Source organism: Nocardiopsis sp. L17-MgMaSL7, from assembly GCF_003182025.1.
GTDB lineage: Bacteria > Actinomycetota > Actinomycetes > Streptosporangiales > Streptosporangiaceae > Nocardiopsis > Nocardiopsis prasina.
Genome location: NZ_QGTF01000001.1, coordinates 322,105 through 338,019, shown reverse-complemented (window position 1 = coordinate 338,019; position 15,915 = coordinate 322,105). Strand labels below are relative to the sequence as shown.

Below are 15,915 nucleotides of genomic sequence, written 5' to 3'. Positions count from 1 at the left end.
AGCTGGGCAGGCTGTTGTGTGAGAGGCCACCAGCTGGACGAGAGCCCAGCTCAACCGGTGGTCAGCGCCTAACGAAAAGCCGGAGATGAGTCATCCATGACCGTCACTGTGTCCGCCACCCTCGCCGTGAACGAAGCCCTCAACGACAAACGCCGCCAGGGGGTGCGCGTGCTTCCGCTCGGGTTCGGTGAGGCCGGTCTGCCGGTGCACCCGGTCATGCGGGACCAGCTCACGGCGAGCAACTCGGCCAACTCCTACGGGCCCGTCGCCGGTTCCAGCGAACTGCGCGAGGCCGCCGCCGGTTACTGGAACCGCCGGGGCCTGCCCACCGACCCCGACCTGGTGATCGCGGGCCCGGGCAGCAAGCCGCTGCTCTACAGCCTGCTCCTGGAGATCGGCGGGGACACCGCCATCGCCGCGCCGAGCTGGGTCAGCTACGCCGCGCAGAGCCGACTCGTGGGCCAGCGCCCCGTGATGGTGCCGACCTCCACCGGCCAGGGCGGGGTACCCCAGCCGGACCTGCTGCACGCGGCCGTCACCGACGCCCGCGAGCAGGGACGCACCGTCAACGCGGTGATCGTCACCATCCCGGACAACCCGACGGGCACCGTCGCCGAGGCCGACACCGTACGCCGCCTGGCCGAGGTCGCCCGCGAACTCGACCTCGTGATCATCTCCGACGAGATCTACCGCGACCTCGTCCACGTGGACGAACGGGGCCAGGACCGCACCGACGTCCACAGCCCCGCCGAGTACGCCCCCGAGCGCACCGTCATCTCCACCGGGCTCAGCAAGAACCTGGCCCTCGGTGGCTGGCGGATCGGCGTCCTGCGGCTGCCCGACTCCGAGATCGGCCACCGTCTGCGGGGCGGCCTCCTCGGCGTGGCCAGCGAGATCTGGTCCAGCCCGGCCGCCCCCGTCCAGCAGGCGGCCGCGCACGCCTTCGCCGAGCCCGCCGAGCTGCGTGACCACGTGGACCGCAGCCGCCGTCTGCACGGCATCGTGGCCCGCGCCGTCGCCGACGTCTTCACCGGGGCCGGGGCCCTCGTCTCGCCGCCCAGGGCCGCCTTCTACCTCTACCCGGACTTCGAGCCGGTCCGCGAGCGGTTGTCCGCCCTGCACGGAGTAACCACCGGTCCGGAGCTGACCGGGCTCCTCCTGGAGCAGCACGGCATGGGCGTGCTGCCCGCCGTCGAGTTCGGTGAGAGCCCCGCCGCCCTGCGGATGCGGGTGGCCACCAGCCTCCTGTACGGGGACACCGAGGACAAGCGGTACGCGGCGCTGTCCGCGGACGACCCGCTGGCCCTGCCGTGGATCCGGTCCCACCTGGACCGGCTCACCGAGGTCCTCGGGTCGGTGCTGTCCGAGCCGGGCACCGGCGCCCAGACGCCCGGCACGGTGATCCCGGTGCCGATGGCGGTCGCCCAGCCGGTCCACTGACCGGGCGTCCGCACCCAGATCGTGCCCGCCTCTCTTATACGGGGTGAGGCGGTCACCACCGACGGGACCCTCCCTATCTCTCCCAGGGAGGGTCCCGTTTCGTCTTCTCCGGCACGGGGGGTCAGCCGCCCCCCGCCGTCACCCTGTCGCGGCGGGCCGCGAGCTCGTGGCTCGGAGCGATCACCGCGCGGTAGTGCCCGACCAGTTCCTCGTTGACCGACCGCCACGTGCGGTGCACGACGGAAGGCCGGGCACCGGCCGCCATCCGGGCCCGCACCTCGCGGTTGTGCGCCAACCTGCCCACGGCCACGCGCAGCTCACGGACCGAGTCCGGCTCGTACAGCAGCCCGTTGTGCCCGTCGGTCACGAGGTCCACGGGCCCGCCCGCGGCAGGGGCGACCACCGGTACGCCCGAGGCCAGCGCCTCCTGCACGGCCTGGCAGAAGGTCTCGTCCGCGCCGGTGTGCACGAACACGTCCAGCGACGCATACAGCCGCGACAGGTCCGCCCCGGTGCGCTGACCGGTGAACACGGCGTTCGGTAGCAGGCGGCGCAGCCGTGCGCGGTCCGGGCCGTCCCCGACCACCACCAGCCGCATACCCCGCAGCCTCGCCAGGTGGCCCAAAAGGTGCACCCGCTTGTCCCGGGACAGACGGCCCACGTACCCCACGATCGCCTCTCCGCCGGGGGCCAGCTCCCGGCGCAGCTCCTCGGACCGGTGGTCGGGGGAGAAGCGCGCCGTGTCCACGCCCCGCCGCCACAGGTCGAGCCGGGGGAACCCCCGGCCGGAGAGCGCCTCCATGGTGGCGGAGGAGGGAGCCAGAGTGCGGTCCACGGCCGAGTGGACCCGGTGGAGCAGGGGCCACAGCGCCCGGGCCCCGGGCAGGCCGTGACGTCCGGCGAACCCGGGCAGGTCGGTCTGGAACACCGCCACGGTCGGCAGCGCCCACCTTCGGGCCACGTCCACCGCCGTCGCCCCGAAGAGCGCGGGCGAGGCCAGGTGCAGCACGTCGGGCGCGAACGCGCGGATCGCCGCGGTCATGGTCCGCCGGACGGGCAGGCCCATGGGGAAGTCGCGGTACACCGGCAGGGGCAGCGCGGGCGTGCGCACCACCGGGAAGCCCGCGTACGAGGCGGGGCCGTGCCCGGGGGCCAGCACGAGCGCCTGGTGGCCCTCGGCGGCCAGGTGCTCGCTGATCCGGCACACGGAGTTGGTGACCCCGTTGACCTGCGGGAGGAAGGACTCGGTCACGATGGCCACCCGCAGGGGAGGGCGGGGGACGGTGGGCGGGGGTGTGGGGGACATACGGGGCTCCCAACGCCGATGTGTCACGCCGAGTGGTGGCTGCCTCCGACGCTAGGGTCGGGGAGTGAACCCGGGCCGCCGGGCGGGAGAACCCCGCCCGAAGGGCCGACACGGGTTGGCCGATCAGGTGATGACGCCGTCCGCACGGTCGACTGACCGACGGGTGACCCCGCCATGGCCGTGATCGCCGAACCCGACCGAACCGACACCTCAAGGAGCCGTGTGGTGACACTCGTGGAATGGGCCGAGCTGGTCCGCGCAGAACTCGACCTCGCGGGAACCGATCCCCTTCAGAAGGCCGACGTCGACCGCATCCTCGACCTCGCGCGCGACGCCGCGCACTCCGTGGCCCGACCGGCAGCCCCGCTCACGACCTACCTGCTCGGCGTGGCCGTGGGACAGGGGGCGGACCCCGACGCCGCGGCCGCGGTGCTCAGTCGGCTCGCCCTGGCTCAGGCCGAGGGCGAGGACGGGGGAGGGGGCCAGGGGTAGCGGCTGTCCCCTGTGACTGACGCGGCCGGAGGGTCGAGTGAGCGTTCATGAGTCGTAACGCGCTTTCTGACCTCACGTGATTTGTTTGTTACGCGTCAGTGCCATTCTTGCCCGATACCGAATGGTGTGCGCCGGTTCCAACGTGTTTCCAAGAGCCCCGGTTCCCCCATCGCACCGCCGGTTCCCCCTGCCCCACGCAAGCACCGAAAGAGAGGTCCTCAGTGGACCACCTCCTTGAGATGGCAGATGTCCTTTCGGGCATCATCTGGGGACCGTTCGTCCTCATCCCTCTGCTGTTCCTGACCGGCGTCTACCTCACCGTGCGACTGCGCGTGCTCCAGCTGTTCCGGCTGCCGCACGCCCTGTGGCTGGCCTTCGTCCGCCGGAAGGAGGACGAGACGGTCGAGGGCGACATCTCGCACTACCAGGCGCTCAGCACCGCGCTCGCCGCGACCGTCGGTGTGGGCAACATCGCCGGAGCCGCCCTGGCCATCGGAATCGGCGGCCCCGGTGCGCTGTTCTGGATGTGGGTCATGGGGATCTTCGGCATGGCCACCAAGTACAGCGAAGCCCTGATGGGCGTGAAGTTCCGTCGCACGGACGCCAAGGGCGAGCAGAGCGGCGGCCCGATGTACTACCTGAAGTACGGTGTCGGCGGCCGCTTCGGGACCATCCTCGGTGTCTCCTTCGCGGTCTTCGGCGCCATCGCGGCCTTCGGTATCGGCAACGGGACCCAGGCCAACACGGTCGCGCAGCAGATGAACAGCGTCACTGGTGTCGAGACGTGGATCATCGGGCTGATTCTCATGGTCGGCGCAGGCGCCGTCATCCTCGGCGGCATCAAGAGCATCGGTCGTGTCACCTCGGCCCTCGTCCCGATCATGATCATCGGTTACGTCGGCATCTGCCTGGTCGTGCTCGCTGCCAACTGGCAGGCGCTGCTGCCGGCCCTCCAGCTGGTCGTCACCTCCGCCTTCACAGGAACCGCGGCGACGGGAGGGTTCGCCGGAGCCGGTGTCCTGCTCGCTATCCAGTTGGGCTTCGCGCGCGGCATCTTCTCTAACGAGTCCGGCCTGGGCACCGGCGGAATCGCGGCCGCCGCAGCCAAGACCACCCAGCCGGTCCGTCAGGCCATGGTCTCCATGACCCAGACCTTCATCGACACCATCATCGTGGTCAGCATGACCTGCCTGGTCATCATCGTGACCGGGGTGTGGCAGGTGGAGGGGGCCGAAGACGGTTCGCTGCTCACCTCGCAGGCCATGACCGAGGGACTGGGCGCGATCAGCCCCGCGATGGGGTCGGCCGGTGCCGTGATCGTGGCCCTCTCCGTCACGGTGTTCGCCTTCAGCACCCTGCTGGGCTGGTCCTACTACGGTGAGCGCTGCGTGGAGTTCCTCGGCGGCCGACGCATGGTCCTGCCCTACCGCCTGCTCTTCATCGCCATCATCTTCGTGGGCTCGGTGGCCAACCTCGACTCGGTGTGGCTCTTCAGCGACATCGCCAACGGTCTCATGGCGCTGCCCAACCTGGTGGGTCTGATCCTGCTCTCCGGGCTGATCACCTCGGAGACGCGTAAGTTCTTCAACCACAAGGACTGGCGGAACCCGGACGTGATCATGGACGACGTCAGCAAGTAGTCCGCGCTCGGCCGGGGGACGGGTCCCCGGGCCGACGACAGGGGGGACCGGCCGCCACGGCCGGTCCCCCCTTCGCGTACCCCCGGTCCGCTACCACCAGGCGTGGAAGTGGTGCACCGGCCCCTGGCCGCCGCCAGCATCGATCTCGTCGGCGCGGCGCAGGGCCTCGGTGAGGTAGGCCTTGGCGTCGGCGACGGCGGCCACCGCGTCCGGACGCTGGGGGAGCAGGGCGGCGATCGAGGAGGAGAGGGTGCAGCCGGTGCCGTGGGTGTTGCGGGTGGCCACGCGGTCGGCACGGAACTCCACCGGCTCCGAGACACCGTCGACCAGCAGGTCGACGCTCTCCTCACCGGGCAGATGGCCGCCCTTGAGCAGGACGCGGCGCGGTCCGAGTTCCAGGAGGCGTTCGGCCTGCCCGCGCATCTCCTTCAGGCTGGTGGCTTCCGTCTCGCCGAGCAGGTCGGCGGCCTCGGGCAGGTTCGGGGTGAGCAGGTCGGCGCGCGGCAGCAGGACGGTGCGCAGCGCCTCGATCGCCGACCTCTCCAGGAGGCGGTCGCCGCTCTTGGCCACCATCACGGGGTCCACGACCACGTGCGGCAGTCCGTAGCGGTCCACGGCGGCCGCGACCGCCTCGGTGACCTCGGACGTGGACAGCATCCCCACCTTGACCGCGTGCACGGTGGCGTCGGTGAACAGGGTGTCCATCTGGTCGGTGACGAAGGACGCGGGGACACCGTGTACCCCGGTGACCCCGCGTGTGGACTGGGCGGTCAACGCCGTCACCACGGTCATCCCGAAGACTCCGTGGGCGGAGAACGACTTCAGGTCGGCCTGGACGCCGGCACCCCCGCTGGGGTCGCTTCCGGCTATGGACACGACGTTGTACGCGCTCATTGGCGTTCCTTCGCTAGTACGAACTAGGGCAGGTTCGACGGGTGTGCTCTCAGCCGGGAGGAGTCTCTCCGGCACCCCGCGCCGCCGGGGCCTCGCGGCCCCGGCATCACTGTTGGTTTGTGGTGTTTCCGACTGTAGTGGACGGTCAGACGGTGACGTTGTGGTGGTGGGTCTCCACCCGCGCCTGCTGGGCGTGCTTGCGCTGCTCCCAGATGATCATGCCGACGACCACCACGAAGCCGCCGACGGCGAAGGCGACCGTGACGGGGACGTCGGTCATCGGCAGCAGGTCGCGGTTCTCGTCCTGCCACGGCCACAGGGCGCGCAGCGAACCGGCCATCAGGCCGGTGAGTACCACGAGGGTGATGTGGTGGTGGTTCTCCAGCAGGAACTGGAGCACCTTCACGAACAGGGCCAGACCGGTGATCATGCCGAGCACGAAGACGGTGATGTAGGGCAGGTCGGCCGCGCGCAGGGCGGCCATGGTCGGCTCGTACAGGCCCAGGGTCAGCAGGATGAAGGAACCCGACAGGCCCGGCAGTACCAGAGCGCAGATCGCGACGGCCGCCGCGAAGAAGACCACCACCGGGTGCGTGGGCAGGTTGGCGCCGGGCAGGCCGGTGAGCGTGAAGGCGAGCGCGGCGAAGACGAGGGCCACCGCGTAGTGCCAGGCCCTCCACTTCTTGCCCGCGCCGGTGTAGGGGATCCACAGGCAGGCCAGGACCAGACCGAAGAACAGCGCGTACGCGTACTGGGCGTGCGCCTCCACCAGCGGGGCGAGGAAGACGGCGGCCAGGACGAGCGCGAGGGCCATACCGATGAGGGCGGGGACGAGCACCGACCAGTCCACCTGGCGGAACTGCTCCTGGGCGCGCTCCTTGCCGCGCCCCCGGGGCACGTCCGTGACGTAGCGCTTGATGCCGCTGACCACGTGGCCCGCGCCACCGATCAGCTTGTCGTAGAGGCCGACCATCAGTGCGACCGTGCCGCCGCTGATGCCGGGCAGTGCCTCGGAGGTGCCGACGGCCCCGCCGCGCACCGCGTTGAAGATGTAGGAGCCTACTGACTTGGCCATGTTGTCGGGCGCTGGCCCGGGAGCTTCCCGGGAGAGGGCGCCGTCCTCCGTCCTGATGGGGCCGCCGGTCCCGTGTGCACGGTCGACCGGCGGGTCAAAGGGGTGCTGTACAGCGCGGGTCGCGGGGACGACCTCCACCGGTCCGATGCTCCGGCCGCGCGGATGTTTGCCGCCCGGGCCGTGCGATGGGGGAGGAGCGCCGTCAGGCCCCGGGCCGGGCTGCGCCAATTCTAGCGGCGCCGGACGGGGTGAAGGCGTCCGAGCGCCCCGAGAATCGGGGTTTTGGCCAGGTATCAGCCCGCAAGGTCCTTGGCCCGAAAACAGATCGTGACGAAAGGACCGCCGAGCCCGGGTTCAGTTCCGGAGCGAACCGGACAGCGGCGAGGTCGGAACGGCGGGCGCGGGCGGGTCCTCACCGGCCACCGACGCGGCCCAGCGGTAGTCCTGTTTGCCCACCGCCGTGCGCCGCACGCGGTCCACGAAGTGCACCGTCCGGGGCACCTTGAACCCCGCCAGACGCACCCGGCAGTGCGCCCGCAGCGCACCCTCGTCCGGAGAGGAACCGGAGGCCAGGGACACCAGCGCCGTCACCCGCTGCCCGAGCCGCTCGTCCGGGGCGGGCACCACGATCACGTCCTCCACCGAGGGGTGCGCCTTCAGTACGGCCTCCACCTCCTCGGGGTAGACCTTCTCACCGGCGGTGTTGATCACCACGCTGCCCCTGCCCAGCAGCACGATGGAACCGTCCCCGGCCCGCGTGCCGTAGTCACCCGACAGCGCCCAGCGACGCCCCTCACCGTCCGTGGGGAACGTGCGCGCGGTGGCGATCGGATCGTTGTAGTAGCCCAGCGGGATCCGGCCGGTCCTGGCGATCCGGCCGACCTCGACCGACCCGGGAGGGAGCGGCCGCAGGGCCCCGTCGAGCACGGCGATGCTCCCGCCCATGGTGAAGCTGCGCCGGTCGGTGGAGTCCGCCACGCTCGTGTGCTCGTCGGGGGCGGTGGCCGAACCGCACACGCCCGTCTCCGATCCGCCGTAGGCGTCGGCCAGGGCGACGTCCTCGCGCCAGGCCCGCCACAGCCCGCGCACCGAGGGGGTGAGCGGGGTTCCGCCGGAGCGCACCGAGGTGAGGTCGGGACACAGGTCCGGCTCGGTGAGCAGGTGTCTGGCCAGCGGGCGGGCCATCGCGTCACCCACCAGCTGGACGGCGTGCACGCCCTCGCGGTGCGCCAGTTCCAGCACGCGGTCCGCGCGGAAACTGCGGTCCGTGGACAGCACCACGCTCTTGCCGCACAGCAGCATGCTCAGCGCGTTCCACTGCCCGGCCGCGTGCATGAGCGGACCCAGCACGAGCATGCGCAGTGGGAAGCAGCGCGCGGCGCGTTCGGCCACGTCCCGGGGGGTCCCCGCACGGGGGGCGCCCGGTTCGCGCCGCTCCACGGCGGCGCGGAACACGTCCGCCTGGCGCCACAGGACGCCCTTGGGGTAGCCGGTGGTGCCCCCGGTGTACAGCAGGTAGTGGTCGTCACCGCTGGTCCCGGGCAGCTCAACCGCGCCGTGCCCGGAGTCGGGGCCGTGCGCCGCGAGCGACTCCTCGTAGTCCGCGCCGTCCAGCGACGCGTCGCGCTCCGTGCCGTCCTCCAGCAGGAGCACGTGCCGCAGGCGCGGCAGGTCGGAGCGGACCGCCGACACCGTCGTGGCCAGGGAGTCCTCGGCGATCAGGGCCACCGCGTGCGAGTCCGAGAGCACGTGCCGGAGCTCGCCCGCCACGTACCGGTAGTTGACGTTCACCGGCACCGCGCCCGCGCGCAGCACGCCCAGGAACGACTCCACCCACTCCGCGCGGTTGAATGACAGGATCGCGACGTTCTCCCCGGGGCGCACACCGGTGGTGACCAGGTGCCGGGCCAGCCGGGTGGAACGGTCGAGCAGGGCGCGGTAGGTGAGGCGGCGGGGTCCGGCGACCAGCGCGATCCGGTCCGGGACGGCGTCGGTCACCGCCGCCATGAGGTTGGCAAGGGAGAAGGGGCTGTCCGGGGACGCGTGTTGGGGCACGTCTGATGACCTCCCTGACGTTCGTGAACGGCCGTCCTCGGCGCGGGGCGCTCGCGGCGGCTGTGGCTGGTTACGAGCGAACGTACCCGTCGGGGCGTCGCCCGATCGCCGTGGGGGCTGTGTACCGCGTCACCTGCGTAACCGTCCCCGGTCACCCCCGAAGCGGACCCCGCCGGGCCGCTCCCGCTCAGTGGGGGTCCCGACCCGGGAGGCCCCGGGGTTTCGGGCCCGGGCGCCGGCCGGTGATCTTCGCCACCCCTTGTGGGCTCACCGGATCATCTGCTCAACTCTTGGAGATCCCGCCATGGGGCTCTACAGGGCCCCACGGTGGGTATCTACTGTCTGACATCGGTCGATGGTGATCGGAGCGGCTTAGATGACCACCCAGAATCTGGGACAGCAGGACTCCGCCGGAAACCCCGGCGGACAGGGACTCTCCAGCGCGGACCACATCGAACTCGCACAGACGAGGTCCGCACACAACTACTCACCCCTGCCCGTCGTGATCGCCGAGGGCCGAGGCGCCTGGGTGACGGACGTGGAGGGCAGGCGTTACCTCGACTGCCTGGCCGGATACTCGGCCATGAACTTCGGCCACCACAACCCGGACCTCCTGGCGGCGGCGCACGCCCAGCTCGACCGGGTGACGCTGACCAGCCGGGCCTTCTACAACGACCAGTTCGGCCCGTGGGTGAGCGCCCTCGCCGACATGGCCGGCAAGGAGAAGGTCCTGCCGATGAACACCGGTGCCGAGGCGGTGGAGACCGGCATCAAGGTGGCCCGCAAGTGGGGCTACGAGGTCAAGGGCGTCCCGGAGAACCAGGCGACCATCGTCGTGGCCGGGGCCAACTTCCACGGCCGTACCACCACGATCATCTCCTTCTCCTCCGACTCCGAGGCGAAGACGGGTTTCGGCCCCTACACGCCGGGCTTCCGCTCAGTGGCCTACGGGGACGCCCGGGCCGTCGAGGACGCCATCGACGAGACCACGGTCGCGGTGCTCATCGAACCGGTGCAGGGCGAGGCGGGCGTGATCGTGCCGCCCGCCGACTACCTGCCCCGCATCCGTGAGATCTGCGACGCGAACCGGGTGCTGTTCATCGCCGACGAGGTGCAGTCGGGGCTCGGGCGCACGGGCACGATCCGGGCCTGCGAGCACACCGGGGTCGTCCCGGACGCGTACCTGTTCGGCAAGGCGCTGGGCGGCGGAGTCCTGCCGGTGTCGGCGATGGTCGCGGACGAGGACGTCCTCGGCGTCATCCAGCCCGGGCAGCACGGGAGCACCTTCGGTGGGAACCCGCTCGCCGGGGCGGTGGGCCGGACGGTCGTCCGGATGCTGACCGAGGGCCCCTACCTGGAGAACGCCAGGAAGCTGGGCGAGGTGCTCCGCCGCAGGCTGGAGGGGTTCGTCGGCAACGGGGTGGTGTCGGCGCGCAGCATCGGCCTGTGGGCGGGGGTGGACGTCGACCCCGCGCTGGCCTCGGGCAAGGAACTGTGCAAGAGGCTCGCCGAACACGGAGTGCTGGTGAAGGACACCCACGGTTCGACGGTGCGGATGTCCCCGCCGCTGGTGATCAGCGAGGACGACCTCAACTGGGGTCTGGACCGGTTCGGTGAGGTCCTCGCCGAGCTCAGGGCGGAGCAGCGGTAGCAGCGGCCGTTCCCCCACACGCGTGAGGGTGGAACGGCGGTGCCCCGGCCCGGAACGTTCCGGGCCGGGGCACCGCCGCGTTCGGCCACCGTCGGCCGGGTGTCAGGAACCGGCGCCGGCCTCGGCGGCGCCGTTCCCGTCGCTCTCGTCCGCGCCGTCGTCCGCGTCGGCCTCGTCGGTGTCGGGAACGACGTTGACCGGGTCCAGGGGGCCGCCGAGTTCGGTGTGCAGGACGTCGGCGTCGACCCTGTCCAGGGTCTCCCGGGAGGCGTACAGCACGCGTTCGGGCCCCTCCTCGATCTGGAGCCGCACGCGCTCGGCGATGGAGCGCTGGCCCTGGGCGGTGGGGTGGAAGCTCGCCCGGTCCACGCGCAGGCCCTCACCCAGCTGGCCGAGGACGATCCCGTTCAGCCAGGCGTCGTCCTCGCTGACCTCGTGCCCCGTCAACGCGGTGAAGACGTTGACGAACTCGACGCTGCCCACCTGCCGGGACCCGTAGACGTCGCCGTCCACCTGGTAGGCGGTGTCCCTGATCCGGTCGTTGAACCGCTGGGCCACCGAGTTCAGCCACAGCTGGTCGCTCTGGGAGAGCGTGTAGTACATGCCCGGCGGCTGCTCCGGGAAGAGCCGGGGATAGCCCAGGACCAGCACGCGGGCGTCCGGGGCGCGGTCGCGGATCTCGCCGAGCACCTCGGTGAGGGTCTCCTCGAACGCGTCCATCCGCTCGATGACCTCGTCCTCCTGGTCCGTGCAGGCGGTCCGCTCCAGCAGCGGCATCCGCATGATGCACGTGCGCAGGACGGGGATGAAACCGAGGTCGTTGCCGCCGATCCCGACCGTGACCAGCGAGGTGTGTTCGGTGACGCGCTCGAGCTGTGAGTCGGGGGTGCCGACCTGGCTGAGCATGTCGGAGCCCTTGTGACTGCTGCACGCGTAGAAGCCCAGCGCGCCGTCGAAGGAGAACTCCTCCTCGATGACCCTGGGGTAGGCGTGCTCGGAGCGCCAGCACTCACCGGGTTCGGCCGTGCCCTCCTCGTACTCTCCGGCGCCGTCACCCGACGAGTAGGAGTCGCCCAGGGAGACGTAGTTACCCCAGAGCGCGGCCTCGTCGGGTTCCAACCGGACCCGCCAGTCCTCCTCCTCGTCCTCGGTGATGGGAGGCAGGGGCTCGCCGGGGCACACGCCGCTCGTGGTGTCGCACCACAGGCGCATGAGAGCGTCGCGGCTGGTGGGCACGGCCAGGACCGCCACCAGGGTCAGGACCAGGACGGACACGGTGACCAGGGTGACGCGGCGGCGACGACGGCGTCGGCGGTACCGGCCGCTCTCCTCGCTCTCGGTCGCCCCCGACGCGGTCGACCCCGGCTCGGTCGCGGGACCGTTCGTCTCGGGCTCGTTCGACCCCGGCTCGGCCGCGGGACGAGCCGTCTCGGGCTCGGCCGCGGGACCGTTCACCTCGGGCCTGTTCGACTCGGGACCGGTCACGGGATCGCCGTGGGAGGGAGTCCTCGCGGGGTCCGCCGGGCCCTCCGGTTCCCGGGGCTCCCGGGGGTCACCATCACGCGCTGACACGATCTACTACCGCCTCCCAGAGTCGCGGGGCGAGTGGGGTGCGCTCGGCCGACACACCTGATCCACAGGCCAGACTACCCGGGGCGGTTTGTCTCGATGACGTCGAGAACACGGCGGATACCGGTCTTGTCCAGGGTGGCGCGGGCGGTCAGACGCAGCCGGGACCGGCCGTCCGGGACCGAAGGCGGACGGAAGCAGCCCACCCGCACACCCGCCTCGTGGCAGGCCGCCCGCCAGGCCAGCGCCTCCTGTGGGGACCGGGCCAGCACCGACACCACGGCCGCGTCCGGCTGACTCACCTCCAACCCGCGTTCGCGCAGGCCCTCGGCCAGTTCACGGGCACGGGCCCGCACGGTCCCGGCCCGCCAGGGCTCGGCTCGCAGCACGCGCAGGGCCGCCAGCGCCGCTCCCACCGAGGCGGGGGCCAGACCGGTGTCGAACACGAAGGTCCGCGCCGTCTCCACCAGGTGACGGATCACGCGTCGAGAACCCAGGACCGCGCCGCCCTGGGCGCCGAGTGACTTGGACAGGGTCACCGACACCACGACGTCGTCGGCCGCGCCCAGCGCCGTCCCGCCCACGGCGCCGCGTCCACCCGGGCCGAGCACCCCCAGCCCGTGGGCGTCGTCCAGCAGCAGCGCCGCCTGGTGACCGCGCGCCGTCTGCGCCAGGGCGGTGACGTCGGTGAGGTCCCCGTCCACGGAGAACACGGTGTCGCTGAGCAGCAGGCGCCGCCCCCGGCCCCCGGAGAGGAGTTCGGCGGCGTGGTCGGTGTCGCGGTGGCGGAAGACCGCGACGCGGGCCCCCGCCGCCCGGGCCAGCCGGGTGGCGTCGATGAGGGAGGCGTGGTTGTACTGGTCGCACACCACCAGCGGCGGCTCGACGTCGTCGGCGGCCGGGGCCACCAGCGACGCCACCATCGCGAGGTTGGCCGCGTACCCGGAGGAGAACACCAGTGCGGCCTCCGTCCCGTGGAACTCGGCCAGCTCGCGTTCCAGCTCCGAGTGGAGTTCGGTGTCGCCGGTGACCAGACGCGAACCCCCGGCCCCCGCGCCCCACGCGTGGACGGCGTCGGCCGCGGCCGCCAGCACGGCGGGGTGCCGCATGAGCCCGAGGTAGTCGTTGCCCGCGAGGTCCAGCAGGTCGTCCGAGGAGGAGCGGGGCACCGTCCGACGGGTGAGCCCGGCTCGGGCGCGGCGCTCGGCGGCACGGTCCAACCAGGCCAGGGGGTGGCCCGTGGGCAGTGGGGCCGGGGCCGGACGCGGAGTGGTGGCGCGCAGGGTCCAGGGGCGGCGCGTGGGGCGGGTGGCGGTGTCGAGGCGTTCCATGCGGAGGAGAGCTCCTCGGGTATGGGTGGTGGGTGCGGTGGCTGGTGCGGCTCCGTGCGGGAGGGGGCGGGGGAGGACACAGGGCGAAGGAGAAGCCTTGCGCACGAGGTAAGTGCCCGGAGTGCCGGGCCGGAGAGCGCGCCCTGGCGGGTCGACCCAGCGGCGGCCAAGCACGCTGGGGCGACCCGTCCCTTGCGGTGCCAGGGAGGCGTCTACGACTCTGCCGGTTCGCGGCTCCTCGGTCACCGGTGAAAGCCCACAAAGATTCGGTGGGGATTCCTGGCTCACTCGTACGGGGCGCCAGTCCCCACGCGGGCGTAACAATGGGTCACCATGTCGCGAACCAGCACCGAGACGGTCCACCCCGCCGGGGTCCGAGCCGCCGACAGCGCGCACCTGTGGCACCCGTACACGACCGTGCCCGCCGCCGAGACGCCCTACGTGGTGACCGGCGCCCGGGGCGTCCACCTGGACCTGTGGTCGGACGGCCGCCGCCACCGCGTCGTCGACGGCATGGCGTCCTGGTGGTCGTCCATCCACGGCTACCGCCACCCGCGGCTGGACGCCGCGGTGCACGCCCAGGTGGACCGGTTCAGCCACGTGATGTTCGGCGGTCTCACCCACGCGCCGCCGCCGCGCTGGCCGAGGCGCTCGTACGGATCACCCCCGAGGGCCTCGACCACGTCTTCCTCGCCGACTCCGGTTCGGTGTCGGTGGAGGTCGCCATGAAGATGTGTCTCCAGTACCACCGGTCCACCGGTTCACCCGGCCGCCGCCGGTTCCTCACCTGGCGGGGCGGCTACCACGGCGACACCTTCCACGCCATGAGCGTGTGCGACCCCGACGGCGGAATGCACTCGCTGTGGGGCGACGTCCTGCCCGGTCAGGTGCACGCTCCCGAGCCGCCCGCCGGGTTCGATGCCCCGCCCGACCCCCACTACGTCGCCGGGTTCGAGGACCTGGCCCGGGAGCACGCCGGGGAACTGGCCGCGATCATCGTCGAGCCCGTCGTCCAGGGAGCGGGCGGTATGCGCTTCCACCATCCGGCCTACTTGCGGGAACTGCGTCGGATCGCGGACGCGCACGGTCTGCTGCTCGTGTTCGACGAGATCGCCACCGGGTTCGGGCGCACCGGGGAGATGTTCGCCGCCGACCACGCCGGGGTGGTCCCCGACGTCATGTGCGTGGGCAAGGCGCTCACCGGCGGGTACATGACCCTGGCCGCCACCCTGTGCACCGGGCGGGTGGCGCGGGGGATCGCCAGGGGAGAGGTCCCGGTGCTCGCGCACGGGCCGACGTTCATGGGCAACCCGCTGGCCTGTGCCACCGCGCTGGCCTCGGTGGAACTACTCACCGAGGGCGACTGGCGGGGCGACGTGGCGCGGATCGGGGCCGGGCTCCGCGAGGGGCTGGCCCCGGCCGAGCGCCTGCCGGGTGTGCGGGAGGTGCGGGTGCTCGGCGCGATCGGTGTGGTGGAACTGGACCGGCCGGTGCGCGTGCGCGAGGCCACCCGCGCGGCGGTCTCGGCCGGGGTGTGGCTGCGACCCTTCCGCCGGCACGTGTACGCCATGCCGCCCTACGTGTGCACGGAGGAGGAGGTCGCGGGCATCGCCGCCGGGATGGTCGCCGCGGCCGAGGCCTCACTGGGGCGGGAGGACGCGGGCACCGAAGGAGAGGGGCGCTCCGAGAGGTCGGGGGCGCGAGGTCGGGGCACTGACACGGAGGGGGACCGGTGACCTCCGTTCTCGTGGTGACCGGCACCGGCACCGAGGTGGGCAAGACCGTGGCCACGGCGGCCGTCGCGGCGCTGGCGGTGGCCCGGGGGCGCCGCGTGGCGGTGCTCAAGGCCGCCCAGACCGGAGTGGGACCCGACGAGGAGGGTGACGCCCGCACTGTCGCGCGGCTGGTCCCCGGGGCGACGACCGCCGAGACGGTCCGCTTCTCCGAACCGCTCGCCCCCGCCACGGCGGCCTCCCGCGTGGGAGGGGTGGGCCCGGCCGCCTGGGAGGTGGCTGACCGCGCCCTCGACCTCGCGCGCGGCCACGACCTCGTGCTGGTGGAGGGCGCCGGAGGGCTCCTGGTCCGGTTGAACAAGGACAGGGAGACCCTGGCCGACGTGGCCGAACTCCTGGCGGCCCCGGTGCTGCTGGTCGCCGACCCCCGGCTGGGCACGCTCAACGCGACCGCACTGACCGCCGAGGCCCTGCGCTCGCGCGGACTCGTCCCCGCCGGGGTCGTGGTGGGGTCCTGGCCCCGCGATCCGGACCTGGCCATGCGCTGCAACCTCACAGACCTGCCCGACATGGGGGCCGGACCGCTCTCCGGAGTCCTGCCCTCCGGCATGGGCGGCCTGGCCCCGGGCACGTTCACCACGGTGGCCCGGCGATCCCTGGGCGTGGGGCTCGGCGGTACATGGTCCCCGCCGGAGCGGCGCTGAGACCCGGCGCGGACCGGTGCGGCGT

Annotated in this window: 11 protein-coding genes, 1 pseudogene and 1 riboswitch; of the genes and pseudogenes, 6 read left to right on the top strand and 6 right to left on the bottom strand. The window is 72.2% G+C overall.

Annotated elements, in window-relative coordinates; translation table 11 throughout:
- Window positions 1-96 precede the first annotated feature (96 nt).
- Window positions 97-1,440, top strand: coding sequence for a pyridoxal phosphate-dependent aminotransferase (locus BDW27_RS01440; protein WP_110047897.1), 1,344 nt, complete (start codon window positions 97-99; stop codon window positions 1,438-1,440).
- 121 nt (window positions 1,441-1,561) lie between these two features.
- On the opposite strand, the gene BDW27_RS01435 is transcribed toward BDW27_RS01440, so the two are convergent.
- Entirely contained in the window at window positions 1,562-2,746 is a 1,185-nt protein-coding gene (locus BDW27_RS01435; RefSeq protein ID WP_110047896.1) for a glycosyltransferase family 1 protein, read from the bottom strand.
- 225 nt (window positions 2,747-2,971) lie between these two features.
- Here BDW27_RS01435 and BDW27_RS01430 point away from each other — a divergent pair, with 225 nt between their 5' ends.
- Together BDW27_RS01430 and BDW27_RS01425 are read left to right on the top strand one after the other, a co-directional pair.
- Window positions 2,972-3,238 (top strand): DUF6457 domain-containing protein, encoded by a 267-nt coding sequence (locus BDW27_RS01430; RefSeq protein ID WP_026129122.1) that lies wholly within the window; start codon window positions 2,972-2,974, stop codon window positions 3,236-3,238.
- 221 nt (window positions 3,239-3,459) lie between these two features.
- The gene (locus BDW27_RS01425) at window positions 3,460-4,878 is read left to right on the top strand and encodes a sodium:alanine symporter family protein (RefSeq protein ID WP_110047895.1); all 1,419 of its coding nucleotides are present in this window, start codon (window positions 3,460-3,462) and stop codon (window positions 4,876-4,878) included.
- A 90-nt stretch (window positions 4,879-4,968) separates the two neighbouring features.
- Here the strand turns inward: BDW27_RS01425 and thiD are convergent, their stop codons facing one another.
- The 3 genes from thiD to BDW27_RS01410 all read right to left on the bottom strand — a co-directional run bounded on the left by thiD (window position 4,969) and on the right by BDW27_RS01410 (window position 8,902).
- Window positions 4,969-5,772: a bifunctional hydroxymethylpyrimidine kinase/phosphomethylpyrimidine kinase gene (thiD, locus tag BDW27_RS01420; protein WP_110047894.1), complete on the bottom strand. Its 804-nt coding sequence runs from the start codon at window positions 5,770-5,772 to the stop codon at window positions 4,969-4,971.
- A riboswitch (TPP riboswitch) is annotated at window positions 5,761-5,861 on the bottom strand. It overlaps the preceding gene by 12 nt.
- A gap of 56 nt (window positions 5,862-5,917) precedes the next feature.
- Window positions 5,918-6,847 carry a DUF368 domain-containing protein gene (locus BDW27_RS01415; RefSeq protein WP_199560510.1) on the bottom strand — a complete coding sequence of 310 codons (930 nt, stop codon included), beginning with the start codon at window positions 6,845-6,847 and terminating at the stop codon, window positions 5,918-5,920.
- A gap of 354 nt (window positions 6,848-7,201) precedes the next feature.
- A complete protein-coding gene (locus BDW27_RS01410; protein WP_110047892.1) occupies window positions 7,202-8,902 on the bottom strand; it encodes an acyl-CoA synthetase in 1,701 nt (566 codons plus the stop codon).
- A 376-nt stretch (window positions 8,903-9,278) separates the two neighbouring features.
- Here BDW27_RS01410 and rocD point away from each other — a divergent pair, with 376 nt between their 5' ends.
- Complete coding sequence (gene rocD / locus BDW27_RS01405; RefSeq protein ID WP_110047891.1) at window positions 9,279-10,553, top strand: ornithine--oxo-acid transaminase; 1,275 nt, start codon at window positions 9,279-9,281, stop codon at window positions 10,551-10,553.
- Window positions 10,554-10,655: 102 nt separating this feature from the next.
- Here rocD and BDW27_RS01400 read toward each other — a convergent pair whose 3' ends face one another.
- Window positions 10,656-12,038 carry an SGNH/GDSL hydrolase family protein gene (locus BDW27_RS01400; RefSeq protein WP_110047890.1) on the bottom strand — a complete coding sequence of 461 codons (1,383 nt, stop codon included), beginning with the start codon at window positions 12,036-12,038 and terminating at the stop codon, window positions 10,656-10,658.
- 161 nt (window positions 12,039-12,199) lie between these two features.
- Window positions 12,200-13,453, bottom strand: a complete 1,254-nt coding sequence (locus BDW27_RS01395; protein WP_110047889.1) for an 8-amino-7-oxononanoate synthase — start codon at window positions 13,451-13,453, stop codon at window positions 12,200-12,202.
- A gap of 333 nt (window positions 13,454-13,786) precedes the next feature.
- On the opposite strand from BDW27_RS01395, the pseudogene BDW27_RS01390 reads away from it, so the two are divergent.
- Window positions 13,787-15,189 (top strand): annotated as a pseudogene (locus BDW27_RS01390) (adenosylmethionine--8-amino-7-oxononanoate transaminase).
- Window positions 15,186-15,890 (top strand): dethiobiotin synthase, encoded by a 705-nt coding sequence (gene bioD, locus BDW27_RS01385; protein ID WP_110047888.1) that lies wholly within the window; start codon window positions 15,186-15,188, stop codon window positions 15,888-15,890. Before BDW27_RS01390 ends, bioD begins: the two are co-directional and overlap by 4 nt.
- Window positions 15,891-15,915: the final 25 nt, after the last annotated feature.